This is a genomic window from Flavobacterium sp. ALJ2, from assembly GCF_015594725.1.
Taxonomy (GTDB): Bacteria; Bacteroidota; Bacteroidia; order Flavobacteriales; family Flavobacteriaceae; genus Flavobacterium.
Genome location: NZ_JADNRC010000010.1, coordinates 99,744 through 114,796, shown reverse-complemented (window position 1 = coordinate 114,796; position 15,053 = coordinate 99,744). Strand labels below are relative to the sequence as shown.

General features: G+C 33.7%; 16 protein-coding genes. 15 read left to right on the top strand and 1 reads right to left on the bottom strand.

Annotated elements, in window-relative coordinates; translation table 11 throughout:
• The first annotated feature begins 7 nt into the window (after window positions 1-7).
• The 15 genes from IUY40_RS13010 to moaA all read left to right on the top strand — a co-directional run bounded on the left by IUY40_RS13010 (window position 8) and on the right by moaA (window position 13,950).
• Window positions 8-1,600, top strand: coding sequence for an MFS transporter (locus IUY40_RS13010; protein WP_195737292.1), 1,593 nt, complete (start codon window positions 8-10; stop codon window positions 1,598-1,600).
• A 28-nt stretch (window positions 1,601-1,628) separates the two neighbouring features.
• Window positions 1,629-2,681 (top strand): MFS transporter, encoded by a 1,053-nt coding sequence (locus IUY40_RS13005; protein ID WP_195737291.1) that lies wholly within the window; start codon window positions 1,629-1,631, stop codon window positions 2,679-2,681.
• 94 nt (window positions 2,682-2,775) lie between these two features.
• Window positions 2,776-4,992, top strand: coding sequence for a molybdopterin oxidoreductase family protein (locus IUY40_RS13000; RefSeq protein ID WP_195737290.1), 2,217 nt, complete (start codon window positions 2,776-2,778; stop codon window positions 4,990-4,992).
• A gap of 18 nt (window positions 4,993-5,010) precedes the next feature.
• Window positions 5,011-5,580: a 4Fe-4S dicluster domain-containing protein gene (locus IUY40_RS12995; protein WP_039112845.1), complete on the top strand. Its 570-nt coding sequence runs from the start codon at window positions 5,011-5,013 to the stop codon at window positions 5,578-5,580.
• A gap of 11 nt (window positions 5,581-5,591) precedes the next feature.
• Window positions 5,592-6,104 (top strand): Rieske (2Fe-2S) protein, encoded by a 513-nt coding sequence (locus IUY40_RS12990; protein ID WP_086895093.1) that lies wholly within the window; start codon window positions 5,592-5,594, stop codon window positions 6,102-6,104.
• A gap of 24 nt (window positions 6,105-6,128) precedes the next feature.
• Window positions 6,129-6,377: a DUF6755 family protein gene (locus tag IUY40_RS12985; RefSeq protein WP_195737289.1), complete on the top strand. Its 249-nt coding sequence runs from the start codon at window positions 6,129-6,131 to the stop codon at window positions 6,375-6,377.
• A 203-nt stretch (window positions 6,378-6,580) separates the two neighbouring features.
• Entirely contained in the window at window positions 6,581-7,753 is a 1,173-nt protein-coding gene (gene glp / locus IUY40_RS12980) for a gephyrin-like molybdotransferase Glp (RefSeq protein ID WP_195737288.1), read from the top strand.
• Window positions 7,754-7,761: 8 nt separating this feature from the next.
• The gene (locus tag IUY40_RS12975) at window positions 7,762-8,508 is read left to right on the top strand and encodes a sulfite exporter TauE/SafE family protein (protein ID WP_195737287.1); all 747 of its coding nucleotides are present in this window, start codon (window positions 7,762-7,764) and stop codon (window positions 8,506-8,508) included.
• A gap of 182 nt (window positions 8,509-8,690) precedes the next feature.
• Window positions 8,691-9,272 (top strand): molybdenum cofactor guanylyltransferase, encoded by a 582-nt coding sequence (locus IUY40_RS12970; protein ID WP_195737286.1) that lies wholly within the window; start codon window positions 8,691-8,693, stop codon window positions 9,270-9,272.
• The gene (gene cobA / locus IUY40_RS12965) at window positions 9,269-10,063 is read left to right on the top strand and encodes a uroporphyrinogen-III C-methyltransferase (protein ID WP_195737285.1); all 795 of its coding nucleotides are present in this window, start codon (window positions 9,269-9,271) and stop codon (window positions 10,061-10,063) included. The genes IUY40_RS12970 and cobA overlap by 4 nt, the downstream gene beginning before the upstream one ends.
• Complete coding sequence (locus IUY40_RS12960) at window positions 10,060-10,296, top strand: MoaD/ThiS family protein (protein ID WP_195737284.1); 237 nt, start codon at window positions 10,060-10,062, stop codon at window positions 10,294-10,296. The genes cobA and IUY40_RS12960 overlap by 4 nt, the downstream gene beginning before the upstream one ends.
• A gap of 11 nt (window positions 10,297-10,307) precedes the next feature.
• Window positions 10,308-11,384, top strand: a complete 1,077-nt coding sequence (locus tag IUY40_RS12955) for a HesA/MoeB/ThiF family protein (protein ID WP_195737283.1) — start codon at window positions 10,308-10,310, stop codon at window positions 11,382-11,384.
• A 222-nt stretch (window positions 11,385-11,606) separates the two neighbouring features.
• Entirely contained in the window at window positions 11,607-12,038 is a 432-nt protein-coding gene (locus tag IUY40_RS12950) for a molybdenum cofactor biosynthesis protein MoaE (RefSeq protein ID WP_195737282.1), read from the top strand.
• A 3-nt stretch (window positions 12,039-12,041) separates the two neighbouring features.
• Window positions 12,042-12,956 (top strand): bifunctional molybdenum cofactor biosynthesis protein MoaC/MoaB, encoded by a 915-nt coding sequence (gene moaCB / locus IUY40_RS12945; protein ID WP_195737281.1) that lies wholly within the window; start codon window positions 12,042-12,044, stop codon window positions 12,954-12,956.
• Window positions 12,943-13,950: a GTP 3',8-cyclase MoaA gene (gene moaA, locus IUY40_RS12940; RefSeq protein WP_195737280.1), complete on the top strand. Its 1,008-nt coding sequence runs from the start codon at window positions 12,943-12,945 to the stop codon at window positions 13,948-13,950. Before moaCB ends, moaA begins: the two co-directional genes overlap by 14 nt.
• A 261-nt stretch (window positions 13,951-14,211) precedes the next feature.
• Here the strand turns inward: moaA and IUY40_RS12935 are convergent, their stop codons facing one another.
• Window positions 14,212-14,886 carry a hypothetical protein gene (locus tag IUY40_RS12935; RefSeq protein WP_195737279.1) on the bottom strand — a complete coding sequence of 225 codons (675 nt, stop codon included), beginning with the start codon at window positions 14,884-14,886 and terminating at the stop codon, window positions 14,212-14,214.
• Between the last annotated feature and the right edge of the window lie 167 nt (window positions 14,887-15,053).

Sequence of the window (15,053 nt, the reverse complement as noted above, 5' to 3'; positions counted from 1 at the left end):
ATAGAATATGAAAACTTGGTTAGACAAATGGGAGCCCGAAGATGAAGCATTTTGGAGTTCTACCGGAAGTAAAATAGCATGGAGAACTTTAACAATAACAACACTTACTTTAATATTATCATTTGCTTCATGGTTTATGATGAGTGTTATTGCAGTTAAACTGCCTGGATTAGGGTTTCGTTTTACTAAAGATCAGCTTTTTTGGTTAACAGCAATTCCTGGATTGGCGGCAGGATTTTTAAGAATTATTCACACTTTTATATTACCAATATTTGGAACAAGACATGTGGTATCTTTTGCCACGCTTATTAAATTAATTCCTGTAATTGGAATTGGTTTTGCAGTAATGGATACAAATACACCATTTTGGATATTTGCAGTATTAGCCTTTACAACAGGTTTTGGAGGGGGAGATTTCTCCTCTTATATGCCAAGTACGAGTTTATTTTTTCCTAAGAGACTAAAAGGTACAGCTCTTGGGATTCAGGCAGGGATAGGAAACTTTGGTGTTTCGGTAGCACAATTTGTTACACCACTTATTATAAGTGTCAGTATTTTTGGAGCTGCGTCGGTATTTACAAGTATCGATCATAAAGAAGCAATCGTTGTATTTCAGAATGCTAGTATTGAAAAACAAAAAGAGGTTTTTGCAGCTTTAGATCCTGAGGTACAAGCGAGAATATTGACAAACGTAAAGAAAACGGTTATTGACTCCGTAAGCGCATCAATTAAGTCAGATGATAAAGTGGCTCTTTTTGCTTCATTGCCTTTAAAAGCAAAAGCTAAGGCTATTGCAAATGCAAACCCAAAGATGGCTGAAAAAATATTAAATGATATCAGTCCTAAAAATAATGCGGTTAAAAACACAGAAATATACTTACAGTCGGCGGCATTCTGGTATGTTCCTTTCTTAATCATATTATCAATTATTAGTTGGTTCTATTTAAGAAGTATTCCTATGAAAGCTTCTGTTAGAGAACAAATGGACATTTTCTCCAATAAACACACTTGGTATTGCACCATTACTTATGTGATGACTTTTGGAACATTTGCAGGTTTATCAGCAGCGTTTCCTTTAATGATTAAGTTCTTATATGGAGATTTTCCTAATGCACCAGATCCATTAGTTTATGCGTTTTACGGGCCTCTTATTGGATCAGCAAGTAGAATTGCTTTTGGTTTTATTGCTGATAAAGTGGGTGGAGCTATCCTTACTACAATTACAGGTTTAGGAATTTTGGCTGGATCAATTATATTAGTTACAGAAGGATTAGTAGCGCCAACAAGTATGGATCAATTCCCACTTTTTGTAACAGTAATTTTAGCAATGTTCTTTTTTACAGGAATAGGAAACGCTGGTACGTTCAGACAATACCCAATTATTTTTGCAGAAAACCAACGTCAGGCAGCAGGAGTTATTGGTTGGACAGCAGCAATCGCAGCATTTGGACCATTTATCTTTTCTAAATTAATCGGAAACAATCTTTCTGCTAATGGTACTGTAAATCAATTCTTTATTGGAGTTGCAATTTTCACTATCTTAGCTACAGGTATAAATTGGTGGTTCTATAATCGTAAAGGTTGTGAGAAACCGAGTTAAAAAGTAATTCATTAAATTTTAATTAAGAATGAAAAATAAAACGTTTAATACCAAAGCTTTACTTGTTGCAACTCTAGTATCTGCGCTAACTATAATACTTGTGTTTTACGGGTCTAGACAACTACAAAATTTTGATGCTGCATTAGTTACTTATTTATTCGGTACAGTGTTCGCCTTTTTCGGAATTGTATATCGTTATTCGGTTTGGATACAACGCCCACCTACATGGATGTATTTTAAGCGAAGCATCAAGTTCCTATTTACAGGAAAAATAGTCGAACATTTATGGTTTTTAGGAAAAGAATCGGTAGAGAATATAGTTGTTCAGAAATTTATTTACCCAAGAAGTAAATACCGCTGGATAGCTCACTTTTGTATTGCATTAGGGTGTATGTCGGCATTTGCAATCACCATTCCGCTTACGTTTGGATGGATACATTTTACATTGGCACCCGATTCAATTTCAATTTACGAAGCTCATTTTTTTGGTTTCAAAATGATGAATTTCAAAATAGGGTCTTTCATGGCATTTATGATTTTTCATGCTTTAAACTGGTCATCTTGGTTGGTTATAATTGGATCAGTTTATTATTTGCGAAGACGATTAACAAATCCGGGTTTAATAGCTACACAAACTTTTGAAGGAGATTTATTGCCACTTATTTTATTGATTGCAATATCAGTTACAGGATTATGTCTTACCTATTCTTATCAGTTTATGAAAGGATTTGCATTTGATTTCTTAGCTGTGCTTCATGCTGTAACGGTAATTATGTTTTTGATATGGATTCCTTTCGGGAAGTTTTTTCATATCATCCAGCGCCCAGCGCAAGTAGGTGTCCATATTTACAAGAAAGAAGGAATGAAAAAAGGAATGGCAGTTTGCCCGCATACGGGAGAAGAATTTGCAACCCAATTACACATTAACGATTTAAAGATTGTAACCAAACAATTAGGTTTTGACTTTACGCATGAAGATGGAACTTCACACCTTGATTTAAGCCCTGAAGGGAAAAGATCCCGTTTGGCGCAAGCACATTTAAGAGCAAGATTAGAAAGTGGCGGAAGCTTATTTGGATAATTTTTATTTAGTATTTAGTAGCAGTTTACAGTCGCAGTGTTCAGTCACAGTTTTGAACTTTAAACTTTAAACAAAAAAAACTTAAACAAAAAACATGGCAAAATTACCTGTATCAACCGAGAAGATAATAGCAGATTTTGGACCGCATTTAAATTATGCACCCAAAGATGGTTACGAAGGTAGAGATGAACCAGATGAAGTAGTAAAAACACATTGTTGTTTTTGCGGAATGCAATGTGGTATTCAATTATTAGTAAAAGAAAATAAAGTAGTAGGTTTTGAACCTTGGATGGAATTTCCTTTTAACGAAGGACGTTTGTGTCCTAAAGGAGTCCAACGCTATTTGCAAAATAATCACCCCGACCGACTTTTGCATCCTATAAAAAGAGTAGAAGGAAAAGGTTTTGAAAAAACTACTTGGGATGAAGCTATGGACAAAACCGTATCTGAAATAAAAAGAATTCAGGAAAAATATGGTAAACATGCTTTTTCTATGTTATCAGGAGTTTCACTTACCAACGAAAAAAGTTATTTGGTAGGGAAGTTTGCACGTGTAGCATTAAAAACCAGAAACTTAGATTATAACGGAAGACTTTGTATGGTGAGTGCAGGAGCAGGAAATAAAAAAGCTTTTGGATTAGATCGTGCTTCAAATAATTATTCCGATTTAGAATATGCTGAAGTTATTATTGTTACAGGAGCAAATATTAGTGAAACATTCCCAACATTAACCCATTGGATTTGGAAAGCCAGAGATAGAGGTGCCAAACTTATAGTTATAGATCCTAGAATGATTCCGCTGGCTAGAACAGCAGATGTTCATTTAGATGTAAAACCAGGAACCGATTCGGCATTATATGGGGCTATGCTAAAATATCTAGTGGATCACGATATGTTAGATCATGATTTTATAGACAATCACACATCAGGTTTTCAAGAAACAATAGACGCCGTAAAAGATTATACCTTAGAATGGGCAGAAGAAATTACAGGTATAGATAAAAATAAAATTAGAGAAGCTGCAGAATTATGGGGTAAAGCCAAAACGAGTTTTTTACTTCACGCACGCGGAATCGAGCATCACTCTAAAGGGGTTGATAATGTATTAGGTTGTATTAATCTGGTTCTGGCAACAGGAAGAATAGGAAGGCCTTATTGTGGTTATGGAACGATTACCGGACAAGGAAATGGTCAGGGAGGTAGAGAACATGGTCATAAATGCGATCAATTACCAGGAAACAGAGATATAGAGAACCCAGAACACCGTAAATATATTTCGGAAGTTTGGGGAATAGATGAGAAAGATATGCCCGGAAAAGGGCTTACGGCTTATGAAATCATTGAAGCAATTCATAGCGGAGAAATCAAAGGATTAATTTCGATTTGTTTTAATCCGTTGGTATCATTGCCGAATAATAATTATGTAAGATCTGCTTTAGAAAAGTTAGAGTTTTATGTATGTATCGATTTCTTTTTGAATGAAACTGCCCGTCATGCGGATATTGTTTTGGCAGGTTCTCTACAAGAAGAAGAAGAAGGAACAACTACATCGGCAGAAGGACGTGTTATCCGAATTCGCCAGGCAGTTACACCTCCGGGAGATGCAAGAACTGATACCTCAATATTTTTAGAATTAGCCAAAAGATTAGGCGAAGAAGATAAGTTTACCTACGAAAATAGTGAAGCCATTTTTAATGAACTTCGAGTTGCCTCAAAAGGAGGAACAGCCGATTATTTTGGAATATCATATAAAAAAATAGAAGATAATATGGGTGTTTTTTGGCCTTGTCCAACAGACGATCATCCGGGAACACCAAGATTATGGGAAGATAAAAAATTTGCAACTCCCGACGGAAGAGCGCATTTTAATCCAGCACCATATAAATTACCGGGTGAAGTTACCGACGAAGAATATCCTGTAATCCTTACCACAGGACGTGTTGTTTCGCAATATTTAAGCGGAACTCAAACACGACGAATAGGTAAACTGGTAGATCAGTTTCCAGAACCTATGGTAGAGATTCATCCCGAAATGGCTTTAAAATATGGTATAAAACAACGAGAGTTGGTAAGAGTAGCGACCCGAAGAGGAGAAGGTATTTTTCCTGCAAATATTGTAGAAACTATCCGAAAAGATACTGTTTTTATACCATATCATTGGCCTGGAGCCAAATCAGCAAACCAATTAACACCTGGGACCTTAGATCCAATATCTAAAATACCAGAGTTTAAAGTTTGTGCCTGTCTATTAGACCCGCAAGGAAAAATAGCGCCTCCATCTACAGAATCTGAAGCTTATGCAAGTGTTTAATCTATAAAAAACGAGATCATGAACCAGACTAATTTTAATACAAATGAAGAGTTTTTTGTAGATCTGCAACGCTGTATTGGTTGCAAGGCTTGCGAAATGGCTTGTGCAGAATGCGAAACTAATGGGCAAGAATCATTGATTAGCGTGAATTATGTCGAGCGTTCATCAACAATTCAAACTACAGTGCAGGTTTGTATGCATTGTGAGGATCCAGTATGTGCAAACGTATGTCCAGCCGATGCGATTTCGCAAGATGAGTTCGGAATCGTTCATACGGCCAATACCGAAAGATGTATTGGTTGTTCCAACTGCGTGATGGCATGTCCGTTTGGCGTTCCTAAAAAGATGGAAGAATACGACTTGATGATGAAATGTACGATGTGTTATGACAGAACAAGTGTGGGTAAAAAACCGATGTGTGCAACCGTTTGCCCAAGTGGAGCTTTGTTTTATGGAACAAGAGCCGAAATTGAGGAAATGAGACCCAATAGTACTCCAATCAATACTTTCATCTTCGGGAAAGAAGTAGTAAATACCAAAGTAAACATTATGATGCCTAAAGGCAGTAATGAATTAAGAATATATTAAATCTAAAATCCATGTCAAAAGAAGATAATTTAAATCAAAACTGGAAAAAAGATTTCCCAATAAAAAAGCAAGAATCTACTCAGGTAAGTCGACGTGATTTTGCTAAATTCCTGACTTTTGTTTCTGGAGGATTAATGGTCGGAAGCGGATTTGTTGCTGCCAAAGCCTATTTATTGCCAAAAGAAGGAGTACAAGGAGAACATTTTATTTGTAATAAAGACGAAGTTCCTGTAGGAGGAACAAGAGGATTTGTAATAGAAGGAAGTACTGTACCTTATATTTTGATACATCTGGAGAACGGAGATTTTAAAGCATACGAACAAAAATGTACGCATTTGTCTTGTTCTGTATTTTATAAGCCAGGAACAGGAATAATTCATTGCCCTTGCCATGACGGCTCATTTGATGCTGCGACAGGAGATGTAATTTCGGGGCCTCCGCCAAGAGCATTACCAAAATTAGAAGTATTTTTTAAAGACAAAGGTGTTTTTGTAAAAGAATTTATAGAACAGAAAGAAAGCTAGAACAACCCTAAAAAAAATAGTAGTATGAGTACTTTTAGAAGAAGTCAGAATCGTGCCAACCCAAATAAGTTGAATAATATACTTTCGACACTAATTTTTATTTTAATCTTAAATGTGAGTATCCAAATTTGGTTGTTATATGCTTCATTAAACAACGCATTGGATAATAACACAGAAATATTATTACCAGCATTTATAGCTTCTGCCGTATTGTTTTTAATAGGTTTTTCATGGTTGTATTATTTACCAGAAGGAAACTTTAAAAACAAATAGTTTAATCTCACAATAATTAATTGCTCACAATGCAGACCTTTGTCAAAGTTTTGAACTTAGACAAAGGTTGTATTGAATTTAAGTACAGTATTTAAAGAATTAAGCTTAAATTTATATTCCTTAAGATTTTTTGAATTTAGTAATGGATTTTACTAGATAAAAACATTTGTAATAAGTATTTTTACTTATATAAAACATCCACGATGATTCAAGTAGACAAAGCCTTATCAATTATTGCAGAGAATAGCATAAAAATGCCAGTTCGTAAAGTAAAAGTGAGTAAATCACTTGGTTATATACTAGCAGAAACAGTTTATGCACCTATTGCAATGCCACCATTTCGTCAATCGGCTATGGATGGTTATGCTTTTACACATTCAGAAAACAAGCAATACGATGTAATTGGTATTTCGCAAGCAGGGGATAATGGGAAACATAAAATTAAAGTTAATCAGGCAATACGAATTTTTACAGGCGCATTTGTTCCAGATTCTGTTGATACAGTTGTAATGCAAGAGCATGTTACTGTCAATGGAGATTCGATTATGATAGATAAAATGCCTAAAGCTAATGCAAATGTTAGAGCAAAAGGCGAACAGGTTAATGAAGGTGATATCATGCTCGAAAAAGATACGCTATTAACTCCAGCAGGAATTGGCTTTTTGGCTTGTTTAGGAATTACAGAAGTTGAGGTTTATGGTAAACCAAAAGTTGCAATTCTTGTTACTGGAAACGAATTAGTACAAGCAGGAAAAAAATTAAAATTAGGTAAGATTTTCGAGAGTAATTCGATTATGCTGCAAGCTGCTCTGGAAACAGCAGGAATTAAAAAAGTAAAAGTTTTTAGAGTAAAAGACAATTTAAAAGCTACTAAAAAAAAATTGAAAAAGCTTTTAGAAAAATACGATATGATTCTTGTTTCAGGAGGAATTTCGGTGGGTGATTATGATTTTGTTAAAGAAGCTTTATTAAAAAATGGAGTAGAAGAGTTATTTTATAAAATAAATCAAAAGCCAGGAAAACCTTTGTTCTTTGGAAATAAAGAAGAAAAATTAGTTTTTGCATTACCTGGAAATCCAGCCTCATCATTGACCAGTTTTTATGTGTATGTTTTACCAGCATTAAAAAAAATGATGGGATTTGAGGATATTCATTTAAAAAGAATTGTTCGAAAACTAAGTACAGCAGTAATCAATACTACAGGGAAAACATTATTTTTAAAAGCATTATATAATGAAACTCATGTAAGTGTATTAGACAGTCAGAGTTCGGCAATGTTAAATACTTTTGCTACAGCAAATTCCTTGCTTTTTGTACCTTACGATAGTACAGAAATTATAAAAGAAGAGAATGTAACTTTGTTACCATTAGATTAAATATAATTATGAACCTATTAACGACCGAAAATTTAATCATTTTTAGCATTGCTCTGGTAGTAATTGCTTTTTTATACTCAAGCGTTGGTCATGGTGGAGCTTCTGGTTATCTGGCACTTATGGCAATTTTTGCATTCCCGATTGGTATAATGAAACCTTCGGCATTATTGCTTAATTTGTTTGTGTCCAGTATTTCTTTCTTCTTTTATTATAAGATGAATTATTTTAAGCCCAAGCTCTTTTATCCTTTTGCAATAGCATCAATTCCCGCAGCTTTTATAGGAGGATTTGTAACATTAGACAGTACGGTTTACAAAGTAATATTAGGATTGGTTTTAGTATTTGCAGCATTTAGATTATTTGGCTTTTTTAATTTTAAAGAAAAAGAAGCTGTAGTAATTAAACTTCCTTTTGCTTTAGCATTAGGTTTCGGGATAGGATTATTATCTGGAATGCTAGGAATTGGAGGCGGAATTATACTAAGTCCGATTTTATTATTTTTAGGCTGGGCATCAGTTAAAGAGTCCGCAGCGGTTTCAAGTCTATTTATTTTCGTAAATTCACTAGCGGGAATAACAGGTTATTTTCTTGGAGGAAAAACCATTCCGATAGATAGTTTTTATTTAGTACCAATTGCGGTTTTCGGAGGAATCTTAGGAGGTTATTACGGAAGTGGGTATTTCTCTAATAAAACATTAAAATATGTATTAGGAGTTGTGATTTTATTAGCAAGCGTAAAATTGATATTTCCATAAAATAAAAAAAGTTATTTAACGCATAGAAACATAGATAGAAATTTTAAAGAAGGTTAAATAGATTAATACATTATTCTCACATAGCTATGTGAATTCATGTAAAGTGAAACGTTCTTTAGAGAATACAAAAAGCTATGCATCTATGTGTTAAAAAGAAAAGGTTAATTTATAAATAGTTTGATATGAAAGATCTGGCAGTTTTTATTCTATGTGGAGGAAAAAGTTTCCGGATGCAATCTGAGAAAGGATTGGTATTGTTTAAAGGTAAACCTTTTATAGAACATATCATCCAGGCTATTTTGCCAATTACAAAAAATATACAGTTGGTTACAAATGGGAATGATTATGACTATTTAGAGTATAATAAAATAAGTGATATCGAAATTGATAAAGGACCTTTAGGAGGGATTTACACTGCTTTGTATTATTCTGAAACTGAATTTAGCATGATTTTGAGTTGTGATATACCTTTAATATCTACCGAATTATTATCGGAGTTAATCGAAAAGCACGACAAAGAAGCAGCGATTACTGTTTTATCATCAGAGAGTCGAATGCATCCTTTGATAGGGATTTATGCCAAGAAAAATCTTCCGATTATAAAAGAAGCAATTGCTCAGGGAGATTTGAAATTAATGAATCTGATTGCCAAAGTACCACATCAAATTATAACTTTAGACGAAAGTCAAAGCCTTAATTTTACGAACATAAATTCCCCTGACGAATTAAATGACCTTAATGCTAATTTAAATTCGATGTTATGAAAATATCATTAAGACCTAAATTAACCGTAGTAGGAGCAGGACCAGGAGATGTCGAGTTAATTACGATGAAGGCCATAAAAACATTAGAAAGTGCAGATGTAGTTTTATATGATGCTTTGGTCAACGAAGAATTATTAAAATATGCAACAAATGCAGAAATTGTTTTTGTAGGGAAACGTTTGGGATGTCATGCTTACAGCCAAGATCAGATTAATGAATTGATTGTATCAATGGCAGATCGTTATGGTCATGTTGTTCGGTTAAAAGGAGGGGATTCTTTTGTATTTGGGCGTGGTATCGAAGAAATAGAGTATGCTCAAAAATTTAATCTGGAAACGGCAGTAGTTCCCGGAATTTCATCGGCTTTGGGAGTTCCTGCGTCAATAGGTATTAGTTTGACACAAAGAGAAATAGCCGAAAGTTTTTGGGTTATTACAGGAACAACTGCTGATCATAAGTTATCAAAGGATATAAATTTAGCATCACAATCGGCAGCAACGGTTGTTATCCTGATGGGAATGCATAAACTAGAAGAAATAATTGCATTATATCAAAAAAATAGAACAGATGATTTGCCTATAGCTATCATTCAAAACGGAACAAAAGATAACCAAAAGAAAGTGATAGGAACGATTAGTTCGATTGTTCAATTGGTTAAAGAAAAAGAAATAACTTCACCAGCAATAATCGTTATTGGAGAAGCAGTAAGGAATACACTAAAACTAAACTCCTACTTTAAAGAATATTTAGAAGATGAGTTTATTTATCAGAATTTAAATTTAAAGCCATGATAGAGGTTAAATATTTTGGTGCTGTCGCAGAAAAAACAAATTGCCCAACAGAAAAAGTTCCTTTGGGGAATTTATCATTGGAACAATTATTAAACGATTTAGATAAGAAATATCAGTTAAATACACTTTCGTTTAGTATAGCAATCAATCAGAAGATAGTCCCAAAAACTACTGATTATGAATTAAAAAGCAATGATATTATTGCTTTATTACCACCATTTGCAGGTGGATAAATACATTTAATATGTCAACATCACGATATAATAGACAAGTTATACTTCCGGAAGTAGGAGAAATTGGTCAGCAAAAATTACTTAAAGCCAAAGTATTAATAATTGGTGCAGGTGGTTTAGCTTCGGCTATATTGCCCTATTTAGTGGCTGCAGGCGTGGGAGAAATAGGGATCGTAGATGATGATGTAATCGAGTTGAGTAATTTACACCGTCAGGTTATTTATAAAAATGATGCCGTTGGAAAAAGTAAAGTGCTAGAGGCAAAGTACATGGCTACTGAATTAAACCCAACAGTAAAAATAAATGCTATATCCGAAAGGCTTTCGGGTGAAAATGCACTTGATTTATTTAAGCATTACGATATAATAGTTGATGCAACAGATAATCTATCAACAAAATATCTTATAAACGATGCTAGTTGCGTTGTAAACAAACCATTGGTTTACGGTTCAATTTACAGGTTTGAAGGGCAAGTTTCGGTCTTTAATTATAAAAACGGACCAACATATCGTTGCTTATATCCAGATGAAAATAGTCAGTCTTTAAATTGTAATGATGCAGGAGTAATCGGAATTTCAGTAGGTATTATCGGAATGCTACAAGCCAACGAGGTTATAAAAATGATTTTAGGAATAGGTGAGGTGCTGAGTGGTAAAATACTGGTTTATAATTTATTGAGTAATGAACAACAAAAGTATGACTTAGAAAAAAAAGAAAACTTAGTTATTGATAAATCTGCTTTTGAAGCAAAATATAAAGTAATTGCAAATCAAGCTGAAGAAATAACAGCCAATGCTATTTTGGATAAAATAGATGCAGACGAAGTTCTTTTTTTAGATGTTAGAAATTCAGGAGAACTACCGGAAATTAATTTCAAAAATAGAATTCAGATTCCGTTAATTAATTTAGAAGAAGAAATCGAAAAACTAAATAAAAATCAAACTATTTATGTTTTCTGTCAATCAGGAATAAGAAGTAAAAGAGCAACGGAATTACTTAAAAAGCATCAGTTCAAAAATGTAAAAAGTATTTTGGGTGGAGCTTTGGCAATGAAAGAATTGATTAAAGAAGGTTCAAAGGCTTTTTAAAAGGGACAAAGGTTCAAAGGTTTTAAAAAAGGTACTAAGGCTCTGAGGTTCTAAGTTTCTAAGCTTTGTGAACTTTTCGGTTAATTTTTTAGCCACAGATTTAAAAGATTAAAAGGATTTAAAAAATCTGTGAGAATCTGTGTAATCAGTGGCAAGAAGATAAAATAGAATTAGAGAAATTCGTGGCTAATTTTTTTATCTATGACATAAAAATAAAAAATAATGAGTAAAAATGTATTTGTAGAAGGACCAATTTCTTCTGAATTTATCGCCGAATCTATTGCGAAGCATCAATCGAAACATACCATTGGGGCGCATAATATTTTTTTAGGACAAGTTCGTGCCGATGTAATTCATGATAATAAAGTTGTCGCTATTGATTATTCGGCATATACCGATATGGCGAATGAAGCTTTGCACGCGATTCGCGAAAAAGCATTTGCTAAATATGACTTAACCTGTATGCATATTTATCATAGTTTGGGAGTCGTAAAAGCGGGCGAAATTTGTCTGTTTGTTTTTGTTTCAGCTACAAGACGCAAACAAGTTTATGAAGCTACAGAAGCTATTGTAAATTGGATAAAAACCGATGTGCCTATTTTTGGCAAAGAATTATTTGAAAACGATACTTTCACCTGGAAGCAAAATACCTAGAAAATGGTTGATATTACCCATAAAATAAATACATTACGTTCAGCAACTGCAACAGCAATTGTAAAAGTGAGCCAACAAGCTACCATAGATGCAATTGTGAATAATTTAGTACCGAAAGGAAATGTAATGGAAATGGCAAAAACGGCAGGATTATTTGCTGTAAAAAACACCCATCTATCCATTCCGGATTGTCATCCGATTCCAATCGAATTTACAGCTGTAGAATATAAAATTGAAGGCTTAACTATTGAAATTATTTTTAAAGTTAAAACGGTTTACAAAACTGGAGTCGAGGTCGAAGCAATGCATGGAGCCTCAATTGTGGCACTTACGATGTATGATATGCTTAAACCAATTGATAAAGAGATTGAGATATCTACCATAAAATTAATTAATAAAGAAGGAGGGAAATCATCATTTAAGAATCGTTTTCCATCAACTATAAAAGCCGCAGTTTTTGTATGTTCCGATTCTATTTTTGCTGGTGATAAAGAAGACCGTTCAGGTAAAATTATTGTCGAAAAACTAGAATCTTGTGGAGTAGAAACTACACATTATGAGATTATTCCAGATGAAGTTGATGTTATTCAGGAAAGAACTAAAGTTTACGCAAAAGAGAATCAGTTAGTGATTTTTACAGGAGGAACAGGTTTGTCCCCACGAGATGTGACTCCCGAAGCACTGGCACCTTTATTAGAAAGTCGTATTCCGGGTATCGAAGAAGCGGTTCGTAATTATGGGCAACAGCGTATGCCGTATGCCATGTTATCGCGAACAGTTGCAGGAACTCTAGGAAAGACTTTAGTATTGGCTTTGCCAGGATCAACAAATGGGGCAAGAGAATCGATGGATGCTATTTTTCCGCATGTTTTGCATGTATTTCATATTTTAAAAGGCAATAATCATGATGCCAAATAACACAGTTTTAACAGATGATTTTGGGCGCAAGCACAACTATTTGCGTATTTCTCTAATCGAGAAATGCAATTTGCGTTGTACGTATTGTATGCCTGCCGACGGAATTACATTAACTCCAAAAAATGAGTTGATGACTGCCGATGAGGTTTTTGCTATTGCACAAACATTTGTACAAAACGGTGTTGATAAAATCCGATTAACAGGAGGAGAGCCGCTTTTGAGAAAAGACTTTCCTGAAATTATTAAAAAATTAGCAACTCTTAATATTAAACTTTCCCTTACTACTAATGGAATTTTGATTGACCGACATTTAGACGTTTTAAAGCAATTTAATGTTCGGGATATTAATTTGAGCCTAGATACATTAATTGCTTCAAAATTTAGCTCTATAACACTTCGTAATCAGTTTGAGAAAGTAATTGATAATTTGCATTTGCTTTTAAATAATGATTTTAACGTAAAAGTGAATGTGGTCTTGATAAAAGGATTTAATGAAGATGAGGTTATTGATTTTATTAAACTTACTCAGTTTTTACCCTTATCAATTCGGTTTATAGAATTTATGCCTTTTGCAGGAAATGCTTGGGATAAAAGTAAAATGGTTTCTCAAAAACAGATTTTAGAAACGCTTTCAAATCATTACAATCCATCTCAAATTGAAAAGTTAGAAGATGAAAAAAACTTCACAGCAAGAACTTTTAAGATAAAAGAATATCAAGGTAGTTTTGGGATTATCAGTTCAGTTACAAATCCGTTTTGTGATAGCTGTAATCGAATTCGCCTTACAGCAAATGGTAAAATAAAAAACTGTTTGTTCTCTAATACCGAAACTGATTTATTGACTCCTTTTAGGAAAGGAGACATGATTACCGATTTGATTTCTGCTGCGATTAATAGTAAGAAAAAAGTGAGAGCAGGAATGACTACGATTAAGGAATTGAACAACCCAAATTTAAACCAAGACAATCGCAGTATGATTGCTATTGGGGGATGATTTTTTGCTTGCAAAGGATTTTGAGGTTCAAAGTTGCAAAAGTTCTGAGGTGCTAAGATTTTTAGTTTTTGTCAGGCGGAGTCGAAGCCCATTAGTTACATCTATATAAACCTTCTACTTAGTTTATCCTGAGTGAAGTCGAATGGACTCAGAAGGATAAACATTACTTTAATATTTAAACGTATATCAGGCAGAGTAAAGTTGAAACCTTTTCAAATAAAAATAGGGTTTAACTTTAAAAAGTTAAACCCTATCTCAAAATTATTTTTTCTTTTTCGATTTTGATTTTTTTGCCTTCTTTTTGGCTATTTTTTTCGCTTTAGCTTTTTCTTTAGCTTTCTTCGTTTTTTCTTTCTTTTTGGCTTTAGCTTTAAGTTTTGCTTTTTTAGCTTTCTCTTTCTTTTTATTCTTCTTAGCTTTTTCTTTTTTCTTAGCTAATTTCTTTTTTTCTTTCTCTTTGTCCTTATCCTTGTCTTTGTCTTTCATCTTTTTCTTCTTTTTATTTTTAGATTTTTCTTTAACGATTTCTCCTATTGCATCAACTAAATTACCCGTACTAGGCGCTTTTCCTTTTTTTTCTTTTTTTTCTTTTGGTGTTACAGTAGGTTTTTCTGCAATTGTTTTTTCTACTGCTTTTACAACAGGAGTAACTGCTTTTTTAGCGGGAATAGTTTGAGGAGTTTTTATAGGAACAGGTGTAGCCTCTGTAGTTTGTGCTTTAGCAACTGGTTTTATTGGGGTTGCTTTTTTCACAGGGGCTTTTGGAGCAACTTTTACTGGTGTAGTAGCTACTGTTGGCTTTATTGCACGAGCTCTTTGCGGACTTTTTGCAGGTGTTGTAGTTTCTTTCTTTTTGTCTTCTTCGATTGGCTGAACGTTGTCGCCCTTTGGTAAATCAGTATTTTGTAGAATACCTTCTGTTTCTTTTTTTTCCATATGTTATAGGCTTTATAATTGAAAACTTTTGAAGTTAGTAATAATGAAAGATTAGGTATGTGTCTAAATTGTTAACTTTCAGTTAAGTAAATATAATCAATATAAATGTACGACAATGTTAAGTTTTTCCTCAATCATGCGTCTTGGGGTTATTTTGCACATTTATA

Coding starts and splice junctions, on each gene's coding strand:
- IUY40_RS13010 (WP_195737292.1), top strand. CDS start 8: ATGAAAACTTGGTTAGACAAATGGGAGCCCGAAGATGAAGCATTTTGG.
- IUY40_RS13005 (WP_195737291.1), top strand. CDS start 1,629: ATGAAAAATAAAACGTTTAATACCAAAGCTTTACTTGTTGCAACTCTA.
- IUY40_RS13000 (WP_195737290.1), top strand. CDS start 2,776: ATGGCAAAATTACCTGTATCAACCGAGAAGATAATAGCAGATTTTGGA.
- IUY40_RS12995 (WP_039112845.1), top strand. CDS start 5,011: ATGAACCAGACTAATTTTAATACAAATGAAGAGTTTTTTGTAGATCTG.
- IUY40_RS12990 (WP_086895093.1), top strand. CDS start 5,592: ATGTCAAAAGAAGATAATTTAAATCAAAACTGGAAAAAAGATTTCCCA.
- IUY40_RS12985 (WP_195737289.1), top strand. CDS start 6,129: ATGAGTACTTTTAGAAGAAGTCAGAATCGTGCCAACCCAAATAAGTTG.
- glp (WP_195737288.1), top strand. CDS start 6,581: ATGATTCAAGTAGACAAAGCCTTATCAATTATTGCAGAGAATAGCATA.
- IUY40_RS12975 (WP_195737287.1), top strand. CDS start 7,762: ATGAACCTATTAACGACCGAAAATTTAATCATTTTTAGCATTGCTCTG.
- IUY40_RS12970 (WP_195737286.1), top strand. CDS start 8,691: ATGAAAGATCTGGCAGTTTTTATTCTATGTGGAGGAAAAAGTTTCCGG.
- cobA (WP_195737285.1), top strand. CDS start 9,269: ATGAAAATATCATTAAGACCTAAATTAACCGTAGTAGGAGCAGGACCA.
- IUY40_RS12960 (WP_195737284.1), top strand. CDS start 10,060: ATGATAGAGGTTAAATATTTTGGTGCTGTCGCAGAAAAAACAAATTGC.
- IUY40_RS12955 (WP_195737283.1), top strand. CDS start 10,308: ATGTCAACATCACGATATAATAGACAAGTTATACTTCCGGAAGTAGGA.
- IUY40_RS12950 (WP_195737282.1), top strand. CDS start 11,607: ATGAGTAAAAATGTATTTGTAGAAGGACCAATTTCTTCTGAATTTATC.
- moaCB (WP_195737281.1), top strand. CDS start 12,042: ATGGTTGATATTACCCATAAAATAAATACATTACGTTCAGCAACTGCA.
- moaA (WP_195737280.1), top strand. CDS start 12,943: ATGATGCCAAATAACACAGTTTTAACAGATGATTTTGGGCGCAAGCAC.
- IUY40_RS12935 (WP_195737279.1), bottom strand. CDS start 14,886: ATGGAAAAAAAAGAAACAGAAGGTATTCTACAAAATACTGATTTACCA.